Raw genomic sequence first — 26,332 nt, 5'->3', positions numbered from 1 at the left:
TCGGTGAGCTTCTCTTGATCAGACATGAATCCTTCTTGGCTTTCCGCGTCGGGTTGCCGGGCGCTGCAGGGTTATTCGCCCCCCTCTTCGGCGAGGCGAAGGAGGTCGCTCACGTTCATCGAATCGATCTCCCCGGAGCCGGTGGCATCGGCGGCGCTTGCTGCGTCGACGCCCTCGGCGACCTCGAGGATCGGGGTGAGCAGGCCGCTCTCCCGCAGTCGGGAGAGCGGCACCTTCGCAAGCAGATCCCGGATACGCGCTTCCTCTTCGTCGCTCGCGCTCTGCCTCCGGGCCCCGACCTCAGGACCGAGCTTTTCCCCGAGGGCATCGGCGAGATCCTCCGGCGTCGGGTAATCGAAGAGGAGGTTCGCCGAGAGCGGTTGGCCGACCACGGCCGACAGCCGGTTCCGGGACTCGACGGCCATCAGCGAGTCGAGGCCGAGGTCGCGGACCGGACGATCCGGGGGAACCGCCGAAGTCCCCGGCAGCCCCAGAACGGTGGCGAGCTCGCCACGCACCGCGTCGAGCAGTGCGGGCGCCCGTTCGGCCTCCGGAAGCCGCGCGAGTCGAGTGGCGAGTTCGGAGCCGGTGCCACGCGCGTCCGCGGCCCGGCGAAGAGGGTTGCGCACCAGGGACCGGAGCATGGCGGGCACGGTCTCCGGCTGGGCGGTGGCGCGTCGCTGCAGCAGTGCCCTGTCGAGCGGCGCGGGGGCGACCACGGGGTCCGGCCCGCTCAGCGACGCGTCCAACAGCGCCATACCGGATTCCCGATCGATCGGCAGCATGCCCGTCCGACCGAGCCGCTCCCGGAGCCGGTCCTCGAGTTCGGTGACGAGACCGGTTTCCGACCACAGGCCCCACGCGAGGCTGAGCGCGGGAAGACCCCGGCGCACGCGACGCTCCGCCAAGGCGTCGAGAGCCGCGTTCGCCGCCGCGTAGTTCGCCTGTGCGGGTCCGCCGATGGTGCCGGCCATCGAGGAGAACAAGACGAAGGCGGACAGCTGCGCGTTCTCGGTCAGCTCGTGCAAGTGCAGCGCTGCGTCGACCTTCGGCCGCAGCACGGTGTCGACGCGTTCCGGAGTGAGATCACCGATCAAGCCGTCGTCGAGGACGCCCGCGGTGTGGAACACCGCGCTCAGCGGCCGCTCCGCCGGGATGCCGCTGAGTACGGCCGCCAACTCCGCGCGGTCGCTCACGTCGCAGGCCGCGACGGTGACCGTCTCCGCACCCACCTCCTCGAGCTCTCGGACCAGCGCGTCGGCGCCCGCGGCCTGCTGCCCCGACCGCGAGAGCAGTACCAGGTGACGCACGCCGTGCCCGGCGACGAGGTGGTGGCTGGTGAGTCGGGCGAGGCCGCCGGTTCCGCCGGTGACGAGGACCGTTCCGGAGACGGGCAATGGTGTCGCGGCTCCCTCGTCCGGCGCGGCAGCGGACGACTGCGCTTCGGACGCGGAGGCCTGCACCAGGCGTAGCACCGCGAGGGACCCGTCGCGCGCCACGAGTTGGTTCTCCTCCTCCGGCACACTCCGCATGAGATCCCGCAAGGCCGCGTCGTCCTGATCCGTGCCGGTGTCCAGCAGCACGAGCCGACGCTCGGGATGCTCGGCCTGGAACGACCGTCCGAGTCCCCACAGCGCCGCCATCGCGGGATTCGGAGATCGATCACCGCCGTCCGCGCCCACCGCGTCGTGGAGGACCCACACAACGCGACCGTCTTCCGGCGCCGCGGATGCGAGCCAGTCCTGGAGCCGGGCGACTCCCCGGTGGATCGCGTCCCGGACTCCCTCGGGGGTCGCGTCGAAGCTCGGGAAACGCACGACGAGCACGGGTACCGAATCATCCGGCTCCGACCGAGCCGGGACCGGCCGAGTCTCGACACGGTAGAGCGACGACGCCGTACGCCGCGACGCGCGCTGAACGTCCTCGATCGTGGCGGGGCGGAAGACACAGCGTTCGATCGTGGCCACCGGAGCCCCGGTCGGATCGAACAGCTCGACACGGAACTCCGTGTCGCCGACGCGAGTGACGCGTGCCCGGACTGCCGTCGCGGCGAGCGCGTGCAGCCGTACGCCCCACCATTCGGCAGGGAACAGTGGCGCGTCGGTGTCGGCGGCATGGGCTGCCACGGTTTGCAGCACCGCCTCCAGCAGCGCCGGGTGCAACCGGAAGGATGTCTCCTCGGCGGACTCGTCGTCGGTGACCAGCTCCGCGGGCAACGCCGCCTCGACGAACCACGTGTCCCCTCGATCCCAGATCCTCTCGGCTGCCCGGAACGCCGGCCCGATGTCGTGACCACGCGCCGCCAACCGGTCGACGGTTTCCACCGTGGCCCCATCGGCTCCGGCCGGGGGCCATTCGTCGAGGCCGTCAAGCACATGTCCGGGGGCACCATCCCCGCCCAGCGTTCCGGTCGCGTGCGTGCTCCACGGTTCGTCCTCACCCGCATCGCGGAGTCGACCCCGGACGACGAACGAGCGCGCTCCGTTTTCGTCGGAGGGGTCGATCATCAGCTGGGCACGCCACGGCCGCTGGTCATCGAGCGGCCACGGGGCGTCGAGAGCCAGCGACGTGGCACCGCTCGCCCCCAGCTCGACAGCGGCGTGCAGCACGAGTTCGCCCACCGCGGAGACGGGCGCGATCGGTACGCCGTGGATGTGCTCCTCGAGCAACCAGGGATGCGCGGCCGGATCGAGGCTGCCGGAGAAGAGCGCGCTGCCGTCGGGCAGGTCCGCGCGCGCCCCCACGAGCGGGTGCGCGCCTGCCTCGAGACCGAAGGCCTGCGCATCGCCGCGAGAGGAGGTGGGGACTTCCAGCCAGTAGTGCTCTCGCTGGAACGCATAGGTCGGCAGATCAACGGTGCGAGCCTCGGACCCGTTCCAGATAGCGGTCCAGTCCACCGGGATGCCGTGGGCGAACAACTCCGCAGCCGCGATACGGAGACGCGCCCGCGGGTCCTGGTCGCGGACCAGCGATCCGACGACCGCGCCGTGATCGTCCCCTTTCAGCGGTGCGACCAGCAGCGGATGTGCGCTGATCTCCAGGAACGCGGTCCGGCTGCCGGGGTCCAATGCCACGAGGGCGTGATCGAGGCGCACCGGCTGTCGCAGATTGTCGGCCCAGTACGCGCCGTCCAACTCTTCCCCTGCGAGCCGCGCGCCGTGCACCGTCGAGTACATCGGGACGGCGCCCGATCGAGGGGACAGCTCGGCCAGTTCCCGGCGTATCGGCTCCAGGATCGGATCCACCTGCGGTGAGTGGGAGGCGTAGTCGACCGCGATGCGGCGGCAGAACACGCCCTCCGCTTCCAGCTCGGCGGTGAAGCGCTCGAGTTCGGTCCGCTCGCCGGCGACTCCTGTCGACTCCGCGGTGTTCACCGTGGCGATCGAGAGACCGCCGCGCCCGGTGAGACGGCGCTCCACCTCGTCCACCGGCAACCCCACACTGGCCATGCCCCCGTCTCCGTCCAGGCTCTCGACGAGACGGCTGCGCACCGCGACGACGCGCGCCGCATCGTCCAGGCTCAGAGTTCCGGCGACGACCGCTGCCGCGACCTCCCCTTGGCTGTGCCCGAGTACTCCCGACGGCTGCACGCCCCAGCTCTGCCAGAGTCGGCCGAGTGCGACCGCCACGGCGAACAGCAACGGCTGCACCACCGTCACCCGGGACATCGCCTCGCGTTGCCACTCGTCGTCCGCCTCGAGCAGCTCAACCACCGAGAAGCCCGTGTGCGGGCGAAGCGCCTCGTCGCAGTCGTCGAGCGTCCGGCGGAAGACGCGGTCGGCGAGCAACTCGCGACACATCCCCGGGTACTGACTGCCCTGCCCCGGGAACACGAACACCACGTCCGATCGCTTGGCGCTCGCCCGGACCGCACCGGACGGCAGCGTCCCGTCGGCGACCGCTCGGAGTGCGTCGACGGTGTCCTCGCTCCCGACGGGCAACGCGAGCCGCTCCCAGCACGCATCACGCGTCGCGACCAGACTCCACGCCACGTCCCGGAGTACGGCGCTCGCGGTGGCCGGTGCTGTGGCGAGTTGTGGGGCGATCCGGTCAGCGAGGCGTGCGGCGTTGGCGCGGAGTGCATCCTCGGTGTGCCCGGACAGGACCAGCGGCAACGGCGTCCGGAGGTGCTGCGGAGCGACGTCGTGCTCCGCATCCGCCGCCAGGTTCACCCGCGTCTCCTCCGACACGGTGGGTACGGGTGCCTCTTCGACGATGACGTGCACGTTGGTCCCGGAGATGCCGAACGAACTCACCCCCGCGCGACGGACGTGCCCGTCTCGGCGCGGCCAGGCCACCGGATCCGCGAGCAGCTGAACACGTCCCAAAGACCAGTCGACGCGCGTCGACGGTTCGCCCGCGTACAGCGACCGTGGCAACCGCTCGCGCTGGAGCGCGAGCACCATCTTCAGCACGCCCGCCGCCCCGGCGGCCGCCTGTGTGTGACCGAAGTTCGACTTGATCGAGCCGAGATACAGCGGGGTATCCGCGGAGCGGGTTTTGCCGTAGGTCGCCAAAACGGCGTTGGCTTCCATCGGATCGCCGAGCGCCGTTCCGGTGCCGTGGGCCTCCACCGCGTCCACATCGTCCGGACCGAGGCCGCCCGAGGTCAGCGCCATCCTCATCACCCGCTCCTGGGAGGGACCGTTCGGCGCGATCAAGCCTTGACTGCGACCGTCCTGATTGGTCGCGCTCGACCGGAGCACCGCCAACACGTCGTGGCCGTTGGCCCGTGCGTCCGAAAGCCGCTCGAGCAGCAGCATCCCGCATCCCTCGGACCAGCCGACTCCGTTCGCCGCTGCGGAGAACGGTTTGCAGCGGCCGTCCGGCGCCGCCGCGTACTGCCTGCTGAACTCGATGAGGATGGAGGGTGTCGCCATCACCGTGACTCCGCCGGCGAGCGCGAGATCGCATTCACCGCGCCGCAGCGCCTGCATCGCCATGTGGATGGTCACCAGCGACGAACTGCACGCGGTGTCGACGGAGACCGCAGGGCCCTGGACCCCGAGGGTGTAGGCGATGCGGCCGGAGATGAGGCTGCCCGCCCCCGCCGCGACGTTGTGTCCGTCGAAGTTCGTCGGGTCGTGACCCAGCCGCGACAGGTAGTCGTTGTACATGACGCCCGCATAGACACCGGTGAGACTGCCCTCGAGGGACGAGGCGGGCACACGCGCTCGTTCCAGGAGTTCCCAGCAGGTTTCGAGGAGAATGCGCTGCTGCGGGTCGAACCGCTCCGCCTCCTTCGGGCTGATCCCGAAGAACGAGCAGTCGAAGAGCCCGGCGTCGTGGAGGAAACCACCTTCCTTCGTCGTCGAGCGACCCGGTGCGTCCGGATCGGGGTCATAGACACGTTCGACGCTCCATTCGGGGCGGTCGGGGAACCCACCGATCCCGTCACGCCCTTCGTCGAGGAGTTGCCACAGCGCCTCCGGCGTGTCCGCTCCGCCCGGATAACGGCCGGCCATCGACACGATGGCGATCGGCTCGTTCGTTCGATGCAGCTCGTCGGCGAGGCGGCGCTTGGTCTCCTTCAACTCCGCCGTCGCGCGCTTCAGATACGTTCGCAGCTCTGGGTCGGTCGCCAATCGAATTACCTTTCCGAGGGGAGGGCCCGAGTCCGTCCCGCATGCGGCGGCGAGCGGCCCCGTCCAACACCGGCCGAGTCACCAGGTCGAGATCTCCTCGTCGAGGATCTCGAGAAGCTCCTCGTCGGAGGCGCCCTCGAGGTCCTGTTCTTCTGTTCTTCCGTCGCCCGGGCGCTTCCGCAGCCGGAACGTCAAGTCGAGCAGCCGCTGTGCCGCCCCGCTGCGTTCGAGCGCTTCCGGCGAGAACCGCTCCAACGCCGCCACGAGCTCCCGCGCCTGATCGGCCTCGTCCTCCTCCTCGTCCGGGGCGAGAGTGGACGAGATCCGCTCGGCAAGTGCCTGGGCGGTCGGGTAGCTGAACAGGAGATCGGCGGGGAGCATCTGCCCGACGAGGCCGGACAGGCGGTTCCGCACCTCCACCGCCATCAGCGAGTCGAGGCCGAGCTCTTGGAGTGCTCGCTGTGGGGGAACCTCTTCGGCGGACGTGATCCCGAGCACCGCCGCCACCTCCGCGCGTACCGCCTCCAGCACGACACGGGGGCGTTCGTCCTCGGGCACCGTCGCGAGTGTGTCGACGAGCGTCGTCCCGGACCGGTCACGCCCGCTCGATTCCTGCGCCCGCACGAGGCCACGGAGAAGCGGCGGCACGCTCGCGGCACCATCCGAGTTCCGGAGGATGCCCCGATCCAGCAGCACCGGCGCGAGCACCGCTTCCGGTCGTACGAGCGCGTCGTCGAACAGGCGCATCCCGCTCTCGGTGTCGAGGAACCGCAGCCCCTCGCGCCGCAGCCGCCGCTGCAGTGGGCGATCCATCTCGGCGGCCATCCCCGCCTCGGCCCACGGTCCCCACGCCAGACTCGTCGCCGGAAGGCCACAGGCCTTGCGCCGCGCCGCCACCGCATCGAGCGCGGCATTCGCCGCCGCATAACTGCCTTGCGCCGCGCTGCCGAACGTCCCCGCCACCGACGAGAACAGCACAAACGCCGACAACGACACCGACTCCGTCAACTCATGCAAATGCAACGCCGCATCCACCTTCGCGCGAAGGGCCGTCTCGACGCGCGCGTCGGTGAGATCCGTGAGCAGACCATCATCGATGGTTCCCGCCGCGTGCACGACCGAACGCAGTGGACGATCCGCGGGGATCTCCTCGATGATCCCTGCCAACTCCTGGCGAACGGACGCGTCGCACGCGCGGAGGGTCACCGTCTCCGCGCCGAGGTCTTCGAGCTCCCCGACCAGCTCGGCGGCGCCGGAGGCGCTCTGCCCGGACCGCGACAGCAGCAGCAGGTGGCGCACTCCGTGGGCTGCGACGAGATGACGGCTCACGATGCGACCGAGCCCACCGGTGGCGCCGGTGACCAGCACGGTGCCCGATCCGTCGAACGGAGCGTGCGCCGTGTCCTCGGGCTTGGCGTCGGGTGACCTCGCCTCGAGAGTCGTCAGCCGAGGGGCGACCGGCTTGCCGTCGCGCAGCGCCAGCTGTGGCTCGTCGGCGGGCCGCGTTCGCAGCGCGGCGTCGAGCGAGACGTGGTCGAGTTCGGCGTCGACGTCCACGAGCACGAGGGAGCGGTCCGGGTGCTCCGACTGCGCCGTCCGTCCGATTCCCCACAAGGCGGCCGCTGCCGGGGAGGCCGCGCGATCGCCGTCGCCGACCGTGCAGGCGTTGCGCGTCACCCATACGAACCGCGCATCGCCGAGCGCTTCGGAATCCGACCATGCCTGAAGCCAGGCGAGCGCGCGCTTGGTCACGCCGTGAACGGCGTCCGTGGTAGGAGTGCAATCCGGCCACTCCACCACGATCGTCGGCGTCTCGTCAGCGGCGGTTAGCTCGCTGACGAACGCCGCGATGTCCGTCTCGAACGCGGGCACGTACCGAACGGATTCCGGCTCCCCGCCCATCGACTCGGTGGCGACCGGATCGGTTTCGACGGGATCGAACGCGACTCGGAAGAGATCGTTCCCGTGCTGGGATGGGAGGAAGCGATGCAGCGGAGCTCGGTGCGCGGAGAATCCGTGGAGGTGAAACACCGTTCCTCCGGACGCGTCACGCCCGACGAGGTCATCGGCCCGGGTCATCGACTCCTGGGGCCGCAGGCCCGCGCTCGTCGCGGTGCGGACCGCGGTGTGCCGTCCGGACCAGCTCAGCCGTTCGATGTGGAACGGCAACTGCGGGGTTCCCGCCTCGATGCGCCCGGAAAGCGACATGGCGACCGCGAAAGCGTTGTCGAGGAGACCCGCCGGTACCGGAGAACCCTCGGGATCGACGCCGTCCGGCACCGTGAAGGCGCCGTGGCAGGCGTCACCGGCGTTCCGGAATCCGGACAGCCACCGCCACTGCGGTGCCCAGTCCACCTCCACGGCGCGCAAGGAATCCAGCAAGCCCTCGGCCGTGTTCATCTCCTCCAGGACCGGGGCGGAAGGAAGCATCGGAAGTGTCGCCGGTTCGTCGGCTGGGGTGAGTCGGGCGCGTGCGTGGGTGGTCCACTGGTCGTGCTGCCTGCTGGCGAGGGTGGCGTGGAACGTCTCAGTGGCATCGGGGGCATCGCCTTCGGGGATGAGGTGTACCTGCACCGGCACGCTGCCATCGACCGAGTCGAACGTCAGCGCCTCCACGAACTGCACATCCTCCACCGCCACCGGCCGGTGCGGCCAGCGGCTCGCCGCGATGGCCAGCAGTATCGAGGCGTGGAAGGCTCCTGGCACCACCACACGCCCGAACACCCGATGGTCGGCCAAATACGTTTGTGCTCCGGGGCCGACCCGCATGGTGTGTACGTATCCCCCTGCGGGAAGCGCGTGCCGCCGGCCTGCCAGCGGCCACCGGCACGCCTCACCCGGTTGTTCGCCGACACCAGAACCGGTATCGGTCGTCGGTGGGGCGAGCCAGTAGTGTTCGTGTTGGAAGGCGTAGGTGGGTAGTTGGGTGGGCTTCGCCCTGGTGCCGGTGTAGAAGGTGTGCCAGTCGGGTTGGTGTCCGGTGGTGTGTAGTGTTCCCAGTGCGGTGGTGAATGCCGCGGGCTCACCGGATTGGCCGGGTCGGCTGTGCAGGGTGGGGATGAATGTGGTCGGGTGTTGGTCGGGTACGCATTGTGTGGCTATGGTGCTGGCGGTGTTGTCCGGTCCGCATTCCACGAAGGTGCGGGCTCCGATGGCCACCGCCGAGTCGATTCCGTCCTGGAAGCGCACTGTTTTGCGGGTATGCCGGGCCCAGTAGTTCGGGGAGCTTAGTTCCGCAGTTGTCAACGGTTGGCCGGTGATGTTGCTGATCACCGGAATCTCCAGTTCGCTGAACCGGCATTTCGCTGCGGTCTGTTGGAGTTCCGGGAGTGCGGTGTCCATGTGTCCGCTGTGGAACGCGTGACTGACCGATAACCGCCGCGTCTTCCGTCCCTCTTGCTTGAACCGGGTGGCTACCTGATCGACAGCGTCCGCGTTCCCGGAGATCACGCATTGCGACGGCCCGTTGACTGCCGCCAGCCACACCCTTTCAGGCAACACCGCCCGGATTTCGTCTTCGCTGGCTTGTAGCGATGCCATTGCCCCATCGGTGCGGCACTGTTGCATCAATCGACCTCGGGCGGCGACCAACATTGCTGCGTCAGGGAGTGACAGCCCCCCCGACACATGTACCGCGGCCAGCTCCCCGATGGAATGGCCCACCAGCACATCCGGGCTGATTCCCAACCGCTGCAACCGGTGAAACAGTGCCACCTCAAGAGTGAACAATGCCGGTTGGGCGTATTCCGTCCGTGTCAGGTATTCGGCCGCTTCGGAAGACTCATCGGCCCACATCACCGATAACAGAGGTCGGGCCAAGTGCTCCTCGAAGGCCGCAGCGATCTTCTGCACATCAGCCCGAAAATCGGGATCTGCCGTAGCCAAACCACGGCCCATGCCCAGGCGTTGGCTGCCCTGCCCGGTGAACAGCATCCCCAGTGCACCCGGCGACGGCTCTCCTGCTGTCACGGTCACGTCCGGCGGGCGCGCACCCCGTTCAAGTGCACGCAGGCCGGAGATCGCCTGATCCCGCGAGGAAGCCATCACCGATGCCCGACAGTCAAAGGCCTTGCGCCGCGTCGCCAGGGTGAGCCCCACATCCACCAGCGAGACCCCCGAGTCCTCCGCCAGGTACGCCGCCAACCGCCCCGCATTCGCCCGCAACGCCGACTCACTACGACCGGACACAAGAATCGGCAGCACGCACCCAGCCAACCGAGGCCCCGAATTGGCCGCCTCAGCCTCGGGCGTTGCCTCCACCTCGGGTGTTTCCGACTCGGAAATCTCGACCTCGGGCGCTTCTTCGACGATCACGTGGGCGTTCGTGCCCGAGATGCCGAACGAGCTCACCCCAGCACGTCGAACGTGTTCGTGCCGATGGGGCCACGGCACCGTTTCGTCGAGGAGGCGAACATTGCCCGATGCCCAGTCGACGTGCGAGGTGGGCGCGTCGGCATACAACGATCGCGGCAGTTCCTCGTGCTGCAGCGCTTGCACCATCTTGATCACTCCGGCGACTCCCGCCGCCGCCTGCGGATGGCCAATGTTCGACTTGATCGAGCCCACGTACAACGGCGCCTGCTCGGAATGCGCCTTCCCGTAGGTCGACAGCAGCGCATGAGCCTCCATCGGATCCCCCAGCGAGGTGCCGGTGCCGTGCGCCTCGACGGCATCCACCTCCGATGGCTCGAGCCCACCCGCCGCCAACGCCGCGCCGATCACCCGCTCCTGGGCCGGCCCGTTCGGCGCCGTGAGCCCCTGGCTGCGGCCGTCCTGATTGACCGCGCTCGACCGCAACACCGCCAACACCTCACGGCTATTGGCCCGCGCGTCCGACAACCGCTCCAGAAGCAACACCCCACAGCCCTCGGACCACCCCACACCGTCCGCCGCATCGGAGAACGGCTTGCAGCGACCATCCGGGGCGATCCCACGCTGCCTGCTGAACTCGACGAATGCCGTCGGCGTTGCCATCACGGTCACCCCGCCCGCGAAGGCGAGATCGCACTCACCACGCCGCAACCCCTGCATCGCCAGGTGCAGCGCCACCAGCGACGAACTGCACGCCGTGTCCACCGACACCGCAGGCCCCTGCAGCCCCAGCGTGTAGGAAATGCGGCCGGACGCCGTGCTGGACATGCTGCCGGTGCCCAAGTGGCCGTCGAGAAGTTCGAGGTGCGCGGAGTGGTGGTTCAGGTAGTCGCTTCCCTGCGAACCGACGTAGACGCCGGTGAGGCTGCGGTCGAGCGATGACGGTGGCAGCCCCGCCCGTTCGATGGCCTCCCAGGACGTCTCCAGCAGCAACCGCTGCTGCGGATCAAGCCGCTCCGCCTCCCGCGGGCTGATCCCGAAAAACTCCGGATCGAACAACCCCGCGTCCTCGACGAAACCACCCTCGCGGGCATACGTCGTACCCACCGCATCCGGATCCGGATCATAAAGACCCTCGGCGTTCCACATCGGCCGATCCGGAAACGCACTGACAGCATCCCGGCCCTCCACCACCAGATCCCACAATCCCTCCGGCGAACGAACTCCCCCCGGATAACGACAAGCCATCGCCACCACCGCGATCGGAGCGTCGTTGCGCGCCTGCTCGCGTTCCAGCTTCGCGGTGGTCAGGTCGAGTGCCTTGCTCGCACGCTCCAGGTAGGACTTCAGTTCGTTTTCCGTCGGCATGACGACACCTTCCGACCGCGACAAGAGACGACGGCGCCACGCTCCGCGGCACCCTTGCGATACGAATTCATCCGAGATCTCTCAGCTTCGAGAACTGCGCATCGAGCCGACCGAACAGCTCGTCACCGGCATCTGCTGCGGTATCGGACGATCCCTCGTCGTTCGCCGCCGCACCGTCCTGGGTGTGGAACACCAGTCCGACGAGCTGCTTCATCAGCCCTTCCTGCTCGAGCCGCTCGGCGGGGATACGCTGGAGCACCTCGAGGGCTTCTCGTGCCTCCGCGAGCTCATCCCGCTTGGGGTGGACGAGTCCCAGGACGAACTCGGAGAGCGCACGGGCCGTCGGGTAATCGAACAGCAGACTCGGCGAGAGCTTCTGATCCACCAGTGCGGAGAGCCGCTTCTGGACTTCGACCGCCATCAGCGAATCCAGGCCGAGTTCCTGGAAGGGCCGGTCGACGGGGACCGCTTCGGCTCCGGCCATCCCCAACACCGCCGCCACCTCTTCGCACACCGCGTTGAGCGCCACCTCCGCGCGCTCCTCCGGCGCAGCGTCCCGCAACCGCGTGTGCAGAAGCGACTTGCCGTCGTGGTGTTCGGTCGAGGAGATCTCCGCGAGCGCGTGCCGGGCCTCTTCGACGCCGAGCAGTAGGGGCCGTGGGTGTGCGAAAGCGAAGCTCGGGGCGAAACGGAACCAGTCGACGTTCGCGACCGCGAGCGCGGCGCGATCGTCCCGCAGCGCGATCTCGAGACCACGGAGGGCGACCTCCGGAGCCATCGGTTCCACCCCGCGGCGACGAAGCTGCACCGCCACTTCGTCGCTCACCATGCCACCCCGGGCCCACGGGCCCCAGTGCATCACCGTGGCAGGCAGCCCCCCGCCTCGTCGACACCGCGCCAGTCCGTCCAGGAATGCATTCGCCGCCGCATAAGCACCCTGTTCACCGGAGCCCCAGAAACCCGCGATGCTGCCGTAGAGAACGAACGCCTCCAACGCGTCGGAGCCGACGAGTGCGTGGAGATTCGCGGCGCCGGTGACCTTCGACGCCATTTGGCGCTCGATGACCTCGGCGTCGAGCTCCGTGAGCGGGACCGACTCGGTCGTGCCCGCGGCGTGGAACACGGCGCGCACCGGCTCGTCGAGACTGCTCAACAGACGTTCGAGCTCGTCCCGCTCGGCCACATCGCAGCACGCGATGGTCACCCGTGCCCCGAGCTCTTCCAACTCCTGCCGCAACTCCCCGGCCCCCGGAGCCTGCTCACCACGCCGCGAGAGCAATACCAGATGCAAGCGACCACGACGACGCCCGGCCAGCCACCGTGCGGTATGCGCACCGAGACCACCGGTGCCACCCGTGATCAACACCGTCCCCGCGAAGGCGACGTCCTCTCCACCGTGCGACAGACGAGTGCGACCGAGGCGCCGAACCATGCGGCAGGCTCCGGTCGCCTCGTCCGGGCGCAGCGCGATCTGGTCCTCGTCGTCGTGGGCAGTCAGCACCGACGGAAGCTCCGCGAGCGCCTCCGGAGCAAGGTCCTCCGGCACGTCGACGAGCGCACCGAGACGGTCGGGACGTTCGAGACCGACGACACGGCCGAATCCCCAGACCAACGATTGGAGAGGATGATGCACCACCTCCTCATCGGTCGTCGAGACCGCACCGCGTGTCACGCACCAGAACCGGGTGGTGCTCGGCGTTCGTTCCAGCACCTCGACGAGACCGACGATGCGGGACAGTTCGGCAGCGAGCTCCGAGGGGGCGCACGAATCCTCGTGGGTGAACGCTCCCGCCAGGAGCACTCCCGCCCACCGTTCCGCCTCGATGCGTGCCACGGCCGGAGCCGGGTCGGTCGCCACCGCGGTGCGCTCGACGTCGACGCCCGCCGCTTCCAGGGCCCGCGCAGTCGCGTCGACCACGGGGTCGTCGCTTGCCGCGAGCAACAACCAGCGATCGCCGGAGGAACTCGAACTCCCGGTTGGCGGGGGTGCCGGCTCCCAGTGCTCGTCGTAGAGCCACTCGGACAGGGCGGCTTCTGCCTCGTGGCGCCGATACCAGGCGGCCATGTGCGGCACGAGTGAGGTCAGGTTGGACCGCAACTCTGCCGGGAGCGCGAGGAGATCGGCGACCTCATCGGTTTTCTCGGCGGTGACGGCGTTCCGGAGCGCATCGTCCGCGAACTCGTTACCGCGCGACGGCCCGTTGTTCAAAGTGGGTGCCGCGTCGATCCAGTAGTGCTGGTGTTGGAACGCATACGTCGGCAGTAGGACAGGATGGGCGTCCGTGCCGGTGTAGAAGGTGTGCCAGTCGGGTTGGTGTCCGGTGGTGTGCAGTGTGCCCAGTGCGGTGGCGAACGCCGCGGGCTCATCGGTCTTACCGGACTGGCCGGGTTGTCTGGTCTGGCTGTGCAGGGTGGGGACGAATGTCGCAGGCTGTTCGTCGGGCACGCATTGTGCGGCCATGGCGCTGGCGGTGTTGTCCGGCCCGCATTCCACGAAGGTGTCCGTCCCGGCGGCGAGTGCTGTTGCGATGCCGTCGTGGAACCGCACCGCTTCACGGGCATGCCGGGCCCAGTAGTGGGAAGAGGTGAGTTCCTCGGTGGTCAGGGGTTGGCCGGTGCGGTTGCTGATCACCGGGATGTTCGGTTCACCGAACTCGCACTCCGCGGCCACTCGTTCGAGTTCCGGGAGTGCGGTGTCCATGTGTCCGCTGTGGAACGCGTGACTGACCGACAACCGCCGCGTCTTCCGACCACGATCCTCGAACTCGGCGGCCACCTGGTGGACGGCCTGCGCGTCGCCGGAGACCACGCACTGCCCCGGCCCGTTGACCGCCGCCAACCACGCGCCCTCCGGCACCATCGCCCGAATCTCCTCTTCGGAGGCTTGCAGCGAGAGCATGATTCCGTCGGTGCGGCACTGCTGCATCGTCCGCCCCCGAGTGGCCACCAGTTTCGCCGCGTCCGCCAGCGGCACGGCCCCCGATGCGTACACCGCCGACAACTCACCAATCGAGTGGCCCACCAGCACACCGGGAGTGATCCCCAACCGTTGGAGCCGGTGGAACAGCGCCACTTCGAGGGTGAACAACGCCGGTTGGATGTACTCCGTCCGCGCCAGGTACTCAGCCGCTTCGGTGTCCGGCTCGGCCCACAGCACCGACAACAACGGCCGGTCCAGAAACCGGTCGAACGCCGACGCGATCTCCTCCAGATCGGCGCGAAAGACATCGTCCACGGCGGCCAGCTCGCGGCCCATGCCCAGGCGTTGGCTGCCCTGGCCGGTGAACAGCACCCCCACCGCGCCCGCAGAGGATCCCGCAGACACACGCACACCCGCAGAACGTGCACCCTGGCCGAGTGCGCGCAGGCCGGCCACCGCCGCCCCTCGCGAGGAGGCCACCACCGAGCCGCGATGCTCGAACGTTTTGCGCCGTGTCGCCAGAGTGCACCCCACATCCGCCAGCGACACACCCGACTCTTCCTCCAGGTACGCCGCCAACCGCTCCGCATTCGCCCGCAGCGCCGACTCACTACGACCGGAAACAAGAATCGGCACCGCACACTCAGCCAACTGAGACCTCGAATCGGCCGCCCCCACCTCGGGCGCTTCCGACTCGGAAGTTTCGACCTCGGGCGCTTCTTCGACGATCACGTGCGCGTTCGTACCCGAGATCCCGAACGAACTCACCCCCGCACGGCGCACGTGTCCGTCCCGGTGTGACCAAGGCACCGCTTCGTCAAGAAGTCGCACCTGCCCCGAGGACCAGTCCACATGTGGGGTGGGCTGGTCGGCATACAACGAGCGTGGCAACTCTCCATGCTGGAGCGCGAGCACCATCTTCATCACCCCGGCGATCCCTGCCGCCGCCTGCGGGTGTCCCAGGTTCGACTTGATCGAGCCCACATGCAGCGGCATGTCTTCCGTATGTGCCCGGCCGTACGTCGCCTGTAGTGCGTTGGTCTCGATCGGGTCGCCGAGCGTGGTGCCGGTGCCGTGTGCCTCGACGGCATCCACCTCCGACGGCTCGAGCCCACCCGCCGCGAGAGCGGAACGAATGACGCGTTCCTGGGCCGGCCCGTTCGGCGCCGTGAGCCCCTGGCTGCGACCGTCCTGATTCACCGCGCTCGACCGCAGCACGGCGAGGATGTCGTGGTCGTTGGCCCGCGCGTCCGACAGTCGCTCCAGCAGCACCATCCCGCAGCCCTCGGACCAACCCACACCGTCCGCCGCGTCCGCAAACGGCTTGCACCGACCGTCCGGTGAGACCAGTCGTTCGCGGCTGAAGGCGACGAGCGGCACGGGGGTGGCCATCACCGTCACTCCGCCCGCGAAGGCGAGATCGCACTCACCACGCCGCAGGGCCTCCATCGCCTGATGGATACTCACCAGCGAGGAACTGCACGCCGTGTCCACCGACACCGCAGGTCCCTGCAGCCCCAGCGTGTAGGAAATGCGGCCGGACGCCGTGCTGTTCGCGACACCGGTCGCCACGTGACCGTCGAGTTGATCGAGCTCGCCGGACTGGATGATGTAGCCACTCGACTGAATGCCGAGATAGACCCCGGTGAGGCTGCGGTCGAGCGACGACGGTGGCAGCCCCGCCCGTTCGATGGCCTCCCAGGACGTCTCCAGCAACAACCGCTGCTGCGGATCAAGCCGCTCCGCCTCCCGCGGACTGATCCCGAAAAACTCCGGATCGAACAACCCCGCATCACGGAGGAAGCCGCCCTGGTTCGTGCTTGATCGACCGGCGGCATCCGGATCCGGGTCGTAGAGCCGCTCGATTTCCCAACCGGGACGATCCGGGAAGCCGGCGATCGCATCACGCCCCTCCGCGAGGAGCCGCCACAGCGCCTCCGGCGTGTCCACCCCGCCCGGGTAGCGCCCCGCCATCGACACGATCGCAATCGGTTCGTCCGGCGCGCGCCGTGCGGCCACGACATCGACCCGCGCCGTCCCCGACGCGGTGTCGCGCATCGTGGTCGCGAGGAACCGTGTGAGTTCCCTCGGAGTGGGGTGGTCGAACAACAGACTTGCCGGAAGCTTCTCGCCAACGAGAGCCGCAAGACGATTGCGGGATTCCACGGCCATCAGCGAGTCGAGGCCGAGATCGCGGACCGGTCCGTCGACCGGGACAGCCGCCGCTTCCGGCAGACCCAGGACCGTGGCGAGTTCGCCGCGCACCATCTCGACCAACACTGCCTCGCGCTCGGACTCGGAAAGGCCGGCGAGGCGCTCGGCGAGCTGCGACCCCTTGACCGTCCCCGCGGCTCGCCGGAAGCGGCGGCGCACGAGACCCCGCAGGAGCGCGGGGAGTGCGCCTTCCTTCGCCCGGTGTTCGAGCCGACTGCGGTCGAACGGGATCGGGGCGAGGAGCGCTTCGGGCCGTCCGAGGGCTTCGTCGAGAAGTCGCATGCCGAGCTCGGGGTCGATCGGGAGGCCACCCATCTGCCCCAGCCGGTGCTGGAGCAGATCGTCGAGGCTGGTCGCGAGGCCCACCTCGGTCCACACGCCCCAGGCGAGACTTACCGCGGGCAAGCCCATGCGTCGCCGCCGCGCCGCGAGCGAGTCGAGGGCCGCGTTCGCCGCGGCGTAGTTGGCCTGTCCCGCACTGCCGAGGGTTCCTGCGGCGGACGAGAACACGACGAAAGCCGACAACGGCAGATCCGCCGTGAGCTCGTGCAGATGGAACGCCGCGTCGATCTTGGGGCGCAGCACCGTGTCGACTCGCTCCGGCGTGAGATCCGTGAGGAGCCCGTCGTCGAGGACCGCCGCGGTGTGGAACACAGCCGTCAGCGGACGCTCCGCAGGCACGGAATCAAGGACGGCCGCGAGCGCTGTCCGGTCGGACACGTCGCAGGCGTGCACCGTCACCGTGGCCGCGCCCGCCGCTTCCAGCTCCGCCACGAGCTCGGCGGCCCCACTCGCCGCGGGCCCGGACCGCGACACCAGAGCGAGGTGCCGAATCCCGTGCTCGGCGATGAGGTGGTGCGCGAGGACGCGAGCAAGGCCGCCCGTACCGCCGGTGATGAGCACGGTCCCGTGGGTGTTCCAGGTGGGCGCCGCCGGCTCTTCCGCGCGATCCACGGGCAGCAGCCGGAGCGCGGCGAGTATTCCGCCGCGCAGGACGAGCTGAGGCTCGTCGTGCGGGAGCCGAGCCACGAGGTCGTCGATCGCATCCGGAGGTCCGTCGGTTTCCGTCTCCGTGTCCACCAGAACGAGTGGCCGATCCGGATGTTCCTCCTGGAACGCGCGCCCGATCCCCCAGAGCGCCCCCATGGCGGGAGACGGCAAGGCTTCCGCCGAGCCGCCCTCGGTGGCCCGGCGCGTGAGCCAGACGACTCGGGTATCGCCGAGATCGTCCTCGGCCAGCCATCCTTTCAGCCAGGCGAGGGCGCGGTGGGTCAGGTCGCGGACGGCGGCGGGTGTCGCGTCCGTGTCGGGCCAACGGACGACCAGGGCGGACGCCCCCTCCTCCCGCACGCGATCCGCGAGCGCGGCGAAGTCGGGCGCGGCAACGTCGACCTCCAGGTAGCCGGTCGCCGGTCCCGTCGGCGTGTCCGCCACGGCGTCAGGGATGGGATCGCCGACGACGTGATAGAGCGACGACGGCGCCGTTGCCGCGGCCGAGTCCGCCACCTCCCGGATCCGCGCCTCCGTGACCGCCTCGGTGGCCACCGCGCCGATCGTCGCGACCGGATCGCCCGCGGGGTCGAAGAGCGCGAGGCGAACCCGTCCCTCGGCTGCTCGCGTCACCCGCGCTCGGATCGTCGTCGCCCCGACCGCGTGGAGCATCGCGTCCGTGACCGTGCACGGCAGGTGCACCGTATCGTCCTCGTCGGAGCGGGGAAGGATTCGCGTCGCGGCTGCGAGCGCCGCCTCGACGAGCGCCGGGTGCGCCCCGAACGACTCGGCCTCGTCCTGAACCTCCTCCGGCAGCGACGCCTCGACGACGACCTCGTCGTCGGTGATCCAGCCCCGCGTGACCGTCCGAAAGGTCGGCCCGTACGCGTGTCCGTCGTCGTCGAGCGACGCGTAGAGCCCGTCGACGTCGAGGGGAGTGGCCCCCGGCGGCGGCCCGCCGCCGGGGGTGACGGGCGCCTCGGTCGTTCGTTCGGCGAGCTTTCCGGTCGCGTTCCGCACCCACGGCCCGTCGGCGAGGCGACTGTGCAGCGTGAAGCGTCGGTGGCCGCCCCGCTCGGGTTCGAGTACCAGCTGCAACCGCCGCGCACCGGCGTCGAGCGGGATCGGTGCCTCGATCGAGGCGTCGGCGACCCGTTCGAGACCGACCTGGTCCGCCGCGTGCAGCACGAGGTCGACGAACGTCGCGGCAGGCAGGAGTGCGGTGTCGAAGACGTGATGCTCCGCGTGCCACGGGCGAGCGAGCGCTGCGGTGCTGCCCGTGAAGACGACGGTGTCGTCCGAGAGGTCCGTACGGCCTGCGAGGAGCGGGTGCTCTCCGGCATCGAGGCCGAAGGCCGACGCGTCCCCGTGACCCGCGTCGGCAAGCTCCAGCCAGTAGTGCTGCCGCTGGAACGCATAGGTCGGCAGGTCGACCGGCCGCGCGCCGGTGCTCGTGTAGACGGTGGCCCAGTCGATTGGCCGCCCGTGCGCGAAGAGTTCCGCGGCGGCGTGGCGCAGGCGGGAGGCACTGTCCTCGTCCCGGTGCAGCGACCCGACGACTGCATCGTGCCCCGCGGCGCGAAGCGTTGCGACAAGCAGCGGATGGGCACCGAGCTCGACGAACGCCGTTTCCTCTCCAGGCGCGAGCGCGTCGAGTGCCCGGTCGAGGCGCACCGGCCTGCGGAGGTTGTCGACCCAGTAGTCCGCGTCGAGGACGTGTCCGTCAACGGCATCGCCCCGCACCGTTGAATAGATCGCGATGTGGCCGGCACGGGGGGTCAGCCCGCCGAGTTCGGCGCGAATCCCGTCCAGAATCGGGTCCACCTGCGATGAGTGCGAGGCGTAGTCGACCGCGATCCGGCGGCAGTGGATGCCCTCCGCTTCGAGCTCGGTCAGGAAGCTCTCGAGCGCGGCGGAATCACCTGCCACGACCGTCGACTCGGCGGTGTTGACGACCGCGACCGACAGGTCATCGCCACGCGCGGCGAGCCGCCGTTCGACCTCGTCGACCGGCAGCCCCACACTGCCCATCCCGCCTTCTCCGTCGAGACCGGCGATGAGCCGACTGCGTACGCCGACGACCCGTGCACCGTCGGCGAGACTCAACGCGCCTGCGGCCACCGCGGCGGCCACCTCGCCCTGGCTGTGGCCGACGACGCCGTCCGGTACGACACCCCATAGCGCCCACACCCGTGCGAGCGCCACCGCCACCGCGAAGAGGACCGGCTGAACCACCGCCACCTTCCGCAGCGCCTCCTGCTGAGCGTCATCGTCCTGCTCGAGCACCGCGAGCACGGAGAAACCGACATGCGGTCGCAACGCCTCGTCACACTCGACGAGCGCGGCCCGGAAGGTCTCGTCCCCGAGAAGCGAACGGCACATGCCGGGGTACTGGCTGCCCTGCCCCGGGAACAGGAAGATCGTCCGCTCGCGGTGGGCGGTCGCCCGCACCGCGCCGGAAGGCAGCGACCCTTCGGCGACGGAGCGGAGTGCCGGGACCGCGTTGCCCCGATCCCGAGCCGGAAGGCAGAGCCGTTCGGTCGACGGCGTGCGGGTCATGACCGTGCTGTAGGCAATGTCGCGAAGCACCGGAGCCTCGTCGCGGGCCGGTCCGCCCGACTCCATGGGGTCCGGCTCCATGAGGTCGGCGAGCCGTGCCGCGTTCGCCCGAAGCGCCGCTTCGGTGTGCCCGCTGAGCACGATCGGGAACGGCGAGGCAGCCGATCGGGGCTCGGCGCCGCCGTCGTGCTCGACCTGCTCGGCAGGTGGTGCCTCTTCGAGGATGACGTGGGCGTTCGTCCCCGAGATGCCGAACGAGCTCACCGCGGCCCTACGGACGTGTCCTTCTCGGCGCGGCCACGGCACCGAACTCTCGAGGAGCCGGACGTGTCCCGCCGACCAGTCAACGTGCGGAGTCGGTGACTCGGTGTACAGGGAGCGGGGAAGCTCCTCGTGCCGCAGCGCCTGCACCATTTTGATCAAACCGGCGGCACCGGCAGCCGCCTGCGGATGTCCCAGGTTCGACTTGATCGATCCGACCCAGAGTGGCCGCTCTGCGGTGTGCGCCTGACCGTAGGTCGCCTGCAGCGCGTTGGCCTCGATCGGGTCGCCGAGGGGGGTTCCGGTGCCGTGCGCCTCCACCACGTCGACGTCGGCGGCGCCGAGGTCGGCCGCCGTGAGCGCGGCACGAATGACGCGCTCCTGTGACGGCCCGTTGGGCGCCGTCAGCCCCTGGCTGCGACCGTCCTGATTGACCGCGCCCGACCGCAGTACCGCAAGGACCTCGTGTCCGTTCGCCCGCGCGTCGGACAGCCGCTCGAGGAGCAGCATGCCGCACCCCTCGGACCAGCCCGCCCCGTCGGCCTGTTCCGAGAACGGTTTGCAGCGTCCGTCCGGCGCCAACCCGCGTTGCCTGCTGAACTCGACGAACGCGAATGGGGTCGCCATCACCGCGACACCACCGGCGAGAGCGAGGTCGCATTCCCCCTTCCTGAGTGCTTCCATCGCCATGTGGACCGTCACCAGTGACGAGCTGCAGGCCGTGTCGACGGAGATCGCAGGCCCCTGCAGGCCGAGCGTGTACGAGACGCGGCCGGACAGGATGCTGTGCCCCCCTGCGGTGCCGTTGTGCCCGTCGAAGTTCGCCAGGTCACGCCCGAGCCGGGCGAAGTAGTCGTCGTACATCGCGCCGACGTAGACGCCGGTGAGACTGCCCTGCAGCGACGCGACCGGCACGCGCGCCCGCTCGAGTAGCTCCCAGCAGGTCTCCAGCAGGATCCGCTGTTGCGGGTCCATCCGCTCCGCCTCCTTCGGGCTGATCCCGAAGAACGCCGGATCGAACAGGTCGACGTCGTCGAGGAAGCCGCCCTCCTTGGTGAGCGAGCGCCCCGGGGCGTCCGGGTCCGGATCGTAGAGGCTGTCGATGCTCCACCCCGGTCGGCTCTCCGGAAACGCCCCGACCGCGTCGTCTCCCTCCGCGACGAGCTGCCACAGTGCCTCCGGCGTGTCCGCTCCACCCGGGTAGCGCCCGGCCATCGACACGACGGCGATGGGCTCGTTGGCCCGCGATCTGAGCTCGCCGAGTTTCTGGTTGGCCTGCTGCAGCGCCGCGACCGCGCGCCGCGCCCTTTCTTGCGGATCCGTCACTGACGACATCGGCTTTTCGTCCTTCGGCGCGCTCATTCGAGCTTCCTGATCTCTTGGTCGAGGAGGTCGTCGAGGTCTTCGTCGGCCACACCATCCAGAGCACGACCTGCCTCCTGGTTCCCCTCTCGCTGCGCCCGCAGCCGCGTGGCGAGATCGAGGAGCCGTTCCACCGCGCTGTCCTCGTCGAGGGCGGCGAGTGGTGTCCGCTCGAGCAGCTCGACCGCCTCGGCGATCGGTGAGGGGGCAGCCTGCGGCGTCCCGACGAGCGAGGTGAGATAGCCGGCGAGCGCGCGCGGCACCGGCCGGTCGAACAGCAGGGTGGCAGGCAGGCGCTCGCCGACCAAACCCGACAACCGGTTTCGCAGCTCGACCGCCATGAGTGAGTCGAGTCCGAGCTCCTGGATGGGCCGGTCGACGGCGACGGACGCGGGTTCGGAAAGCCCGAGTACCGCAGCGAGCTCCCAGCGCACCGCGTCGAGCACCGCCTTCTCACGCTCGGCTTCGGGGAGAGGCCCGAGCCGCTCGAGGAGCCGCGAACGCTCCGCTGCCATCGCCGAGGCACGACGTGCGGGGGGTCGCACGAGTCCGCGAAGCATCGGCGCCGGCGCGCTCTGCTCCGTGTTCGCGGCCCGCTGCAGCGCTGCACGGTCCAGCCGCACCGGAGCGAGGTATGCGTCGTGCCTGGCGAGCGCTTCGTCCAGCAGCGCCACTCCGGTCTCCGGGTCGAGGGGGACGAACCCGGAGCGCCGATCCGGCGCTGGAACGTCTCGTCCATGACCGCAACGAGGCCCACCTCGGCCCAGCTGCCCCAGGCGAGGCTGGTCGCGGGGAGACCGCGATGCCTGCGCAGCGCAGCGAGGGCGTCGATGGCGGCATTCGCGGCCGCGTAGTTGGCCTGTGCGGCGCCGCCGAGGGTGCCTGCCATCGACGAGAACAGCATGAACGCACGCAGGTCCATGCCTTCGGTCAGTTCGTGCAGGTGCACCGCCGCGTCGACCTTCGGCCGGAGGACCGCGTCGACCCGCGCCTGCGTCAGGTCGGGGAGGAGACCGTCGTCCAGGACGGTGGCCGTGTGCACCACCGCGGTCAGTGGATGTGCCTTGTCGATCGACGCGAGGGCCGCCTCCAGCTGCCCGCGATCGGAGACGTCGCAGGAGACAGCGGTGACTTTCTCGGCGCCGAGCGCTTCGAGTTCCTCGACGAGCGCCGAGGCGCCCGGCGAGTTCGGACCCGAACGCGACAGCAGGAGCAGGTGCCGAGCACCGTGGCGGGTGACGAGATGCCTGCTCGTCACCCGCGCCAACCCGCCGGTGCCGCCCGTGACGAGCACCGTGCCGTCAGGGTGCAGGGCGGGGACGAGCGCGTCCCCGTCGTCGACATCCGGTTCCCTCGGCTCGACCGGAGCGAGCCTCGGCATCGCGAGTTCTCCGTCTCGGAGGAGGAACTCGGTCTCGCCGTCCGGTAGGCGGCCGAGCAGGGCCGACAGAGCCTCGTCGCTCGGCATCTCGTCGACGTCGAGGTGCACGAGGAGGCGTTCGGGGTGCTCCTCCCGGAACGTCCGTCCGAGACCCCAGAGGGTCGCCGCGCCCGGATCTGCGGATTCGTCCCCGTCGCGAGCGACCGCACGGCGCGTGATCCAGACGACCCTTGCTTCCGCAAGCACCTCGGCCGCGAGCCAGTGCTGCAGCCAGGCAAGACCACGATGCGCCGCCTCGCGGATGTCATCGGCGCTCGCCTCTTCTCCGGGGTTCGGCACGGAATCCCACCGGGCGACGAGCGTGGGCCGAGCCGCTTCCGTGTCCGTGTCCTCGACGACACGATCCAGATCCGGTTCGCGCGGATCGACGTCGACGAACGCGATGGGACCGCCGAATCCTTCGGCCAGTACCTGCGGCGCGGTCATCCGGTACAGATGGGTTGCCTGGCCGCGGAGAGAGCGCCGGATTCCCGTCGCGCTCGTCGGCTGCCCGGAGACGGCGCCCACGGACGCGACCGGCGCTCCAGCGGGATCGAAGAGCGCGAGAGTCACCTCGCTCGTGCCGTCGTCGGCCCCGGTCACCGGGGCGATGCGGGCCCGGAGCGCGGTCGCCCCAACCGCGTGCAGCCGCACGTCCCGCCATGCGAACGGGAGGGATACGCCGCCGCCGTCACGTGCGGGTTCGGCAACCGCGTGCAGCGCCGCGTCGAACAGCACAGGGTGCATACCGAAGGCGTCGGCCTCCGCACTCACCTCGTCCGGCAGGTCCACATCCGCGAAGAGCACGCCGTCTCGTTTCCACAGCCTGCGCAAGCCACGGAAATTCGGCCCGTAGGACAGGCCGCGTCCCTCGAGACGCTCGTAGAGTGCCTCGACGTCGACCGGCTCGGCGCCGGCAGGCGGCCACGATTCGAGCCTGTCGGGCTGCTGCTCCGCGGGCCCCAGCACACCGGACGCGTGCTGAACCCACGGCTCGTCCGGGGCCGCCTCGATGGTCGGCCCCTTACCCCTGCTCCGGAGAACGTAGGAACGGGTCCCGCCGTCCTCGGGTGCGCCGACAGCGAGCTGGATCCGCCGAGGTCGTCCGGCCTCGAGAGCGAGCGGTGCCTCGAGGACGGTGTCGACGACGCCATCAAGGTCGACGCGCCGCGCCGCGTGCAGCGCCATGTCCACGATCGCGACACCGGGGACCAGCGTCGTGTCGAAGACGCGGTGCTCGGTGAGCCAGGAGTGCGTCTCGACGTCGATGCTTCCGGTGAAGACCACGCTTCCATCGGGGAGATCCGTCCGCCCCCCGAGGAACGGGTGCTCACCCGCGTCGAGACCGAATGCGGCGGCGTCACCGCGTCCCGTCGCCGCGAGCCGAAGCCAGTAGTGCTGCCGCTGGAAGGCATAGGTGGGTAGCGCGACCGATCGCGCCCCCGTGCCGTCGAAGACCGCCCCCCAATCGACGGTGAGGCCGTGGGCGAATGTTTCGGCAACCGCACGGCGGAAGCGTGCCGCCGCGTCGCCGTCCCGGTGGAGCGAGCCGACCACCGCGTCGTGTCCTGCGCTCCGCAGCGGCGCGACCAGCAGAGGATGCGCGCTCAGCTCGACGAAGGCCGTCTCCGCGCCGGACGTCACCGATTCGAGGGCCAGGTCGAGCCGTACCGGCCGACGCAGGTTGTCGGCCCAGTAATCGGCATCGAGTTCGGGGCCGTCGAGCGGTCGGCCGAGCACCGTCGAGTAGAGCGGAAAGCGGGCCCTCCGCGGTGAGACCGCCGCGAGCTCGTGCCTGATGGCGGGGAGTATCGGATCGACCTGCGGCGAGTGGGAGGCGTAGTCGACCGCGATCCTGCGGCAGTACACCCCTTCTGCTTCGAGCTCGGCGAGGAACGCCTCCAGCTCTTCCCGATCTCCTGCGACCACCGTGGACTCCGCGGTGTTCACGACCGCGACCGAGAGCGCGCCGCCCCGGTCGCGAAGCCGTCGCTGAATCTCCTCGACCGGGAGACCGACGCTGCCCATGCCGCTGTCGCCGGCCAAACCGTCGACGAGCCGGCTACGGACGTGGACTATGCGGGCGCCGTCCTCGAGGCTGAGGGCCCCGGCCACGACAGCGGCCGCCACCTCCCCCTGGCTGTGTCCGATGACTCCGGCGGGTTCGATTCCGACGTGTTCCCAGAGTCGACCGAGCGCGACCGCCACGGCGAACAGCAACGGCTGGACCACTGTCACCCGGGTCATCGCCTCGCGTTGCGACTCGTCGTCGGCCTCGAGGAGCTCGAGCACGGAGAACCCGGTGTGCGGGCGAAGTGCGTCGTCACAGCCGGCTAGCGCCGCCCGGAACGTCGGGTCGTCGAGCAGTGCTCGGCACATCCCCGGGTACTGGCTGCCTTGCCCGGGGAACACGAAGATCGCCTGCGTGCTGGTGGCGGTCACTCGCACGGCGCCCGACGGGAGCGTGCCATCGGCCACGGCGCGCAGCGCCTCGATCGCCTCCTCGTTGCCCGACACCGGGACGACCGCACGATGCAGGAAGGCATCGCGCGTGCGCACCAGGCTGGCGGCGACGTCGAGTGCGACAGCGGTCTCCTGGGAGGTGTCGATGTGGGCGGCGAGCCGCGCCGCGTTCGCCCGAAGTGCCTCGTCACTGTGCCCGGTCACGACGAACGGGACCGGGGCGAGCGAGGCGCTCTCGCCCGCACGCGAGCGGGAGGAGGGAACGGTGTCGAGGCCGGTGCCGTCCTCCGGTGCCTCCTCCACGATCACGTGGGCGTTCGTCCCGGAGATCCCGAAGGAACTCACACCGGCGCGGCGGACGTGCCCGGACCGTCGCGGCCAGGACATCGGCTCCGAGAGAAGCAGCATGTGGCCCGCGGTCCAGTCGACGTGTTCGGTCGGCTCGTCGGCGTGCAGGGTCCGAGGCAGCTGCTCGTGCTGGAGCGCCGAGACCATCTTGATCACACCGGCGACGCCGGCCGCAGCCTGCGTGTGACCGAGGTTGGACTTGACCGATCCCAGGGCAAAGAGCGCCTCGTCCGTGCGCGCCCGGCCGTACGTCGCGGCGAGCGCGTTCGCCTCGATCGGGTCGCCGAGCGTCGTGCCGGTCCCGTGCGCCTCCACCGCGTCGATGTCGGATGGAGCCAGGTCGCCGGCGGCGAGGGCCGCGCGGATCACCCGCTGCTGCGAGGGTCCGTTCGGTGCGGTGAGTCCCTGGCTGCGGCCGTCCTGGTTGATCGCGCCCGACCGGAGCACCGCCAGCACGTCGTGCCCGTTCTTCCGCGCGTCGGACAGCCGTTCGAGCAACAGGATGCCGCACCCTTCTGACCACGCGACCCC

The 26,332-nt window shown here is 69.9% G+C and carries 1 protein-coding gene and 4 pseudogenes; all 5 read right to left on the bottom strand.

Translation table 11 applies throughout. The features are described 5' to 3' along the window. Positions 1–71 precede the first annotated feature (71 nt). Positions 72–5,579, bottom strand: a pseudogene (locus tag JOF55_RS22925) (type I polyketide synthase); the annotation flags it as partial. An 84-nt stretch (positions 5,580–5,663) separates the two neighbouring features. Further along, positions 5,664–11,168: pseudogene (locus JOF55_RS22920) on the bottom strand (type I polyketide synthase); the annotation flags it as partial. Positions 11,169–11,331: 163 nt separating this feature from the next. Then, positions 11,332–21,447, bottom strand: a pseudogene (locus JOF55_RS22915) (type I polyketide synthase); the annotation flags it as partial. Between the two features lie 119 nt (positions 21,448–21,566). Next, positions 21,567–22,085: an acyl carrier protein gene (locus tag JOF55_RS24615; RefSeq protein ID WP_374727605.1), complete on the bottom strand. Its 519-nt coding sequence runs from the start codon at positions 22,083–22,085 to the stop codon at positions 21,567–21,569. 242 nt (positions 22,086–22,327) lie between these two features. Then, positions 22,328–26,332: pseudogene (locus JOF55_RS22910) on the bottom strand (type I polyketide synthase); the annotation flags it as partial.

The organism is Haloactinomyces albus (assembly GCF_031458135.1).
GTDB lineage: Bacteria > Actinomycetota > Actinomycetes > Mycobacteriales > Pseudonocardiaceae > Haloactinomyces > Haloactinomyces albus.
The sequence above is the reverse complement of the archived record's forward strand: the minus strand, read 5'-3'. Positions and strand labels throughout refer to the sequence as shown.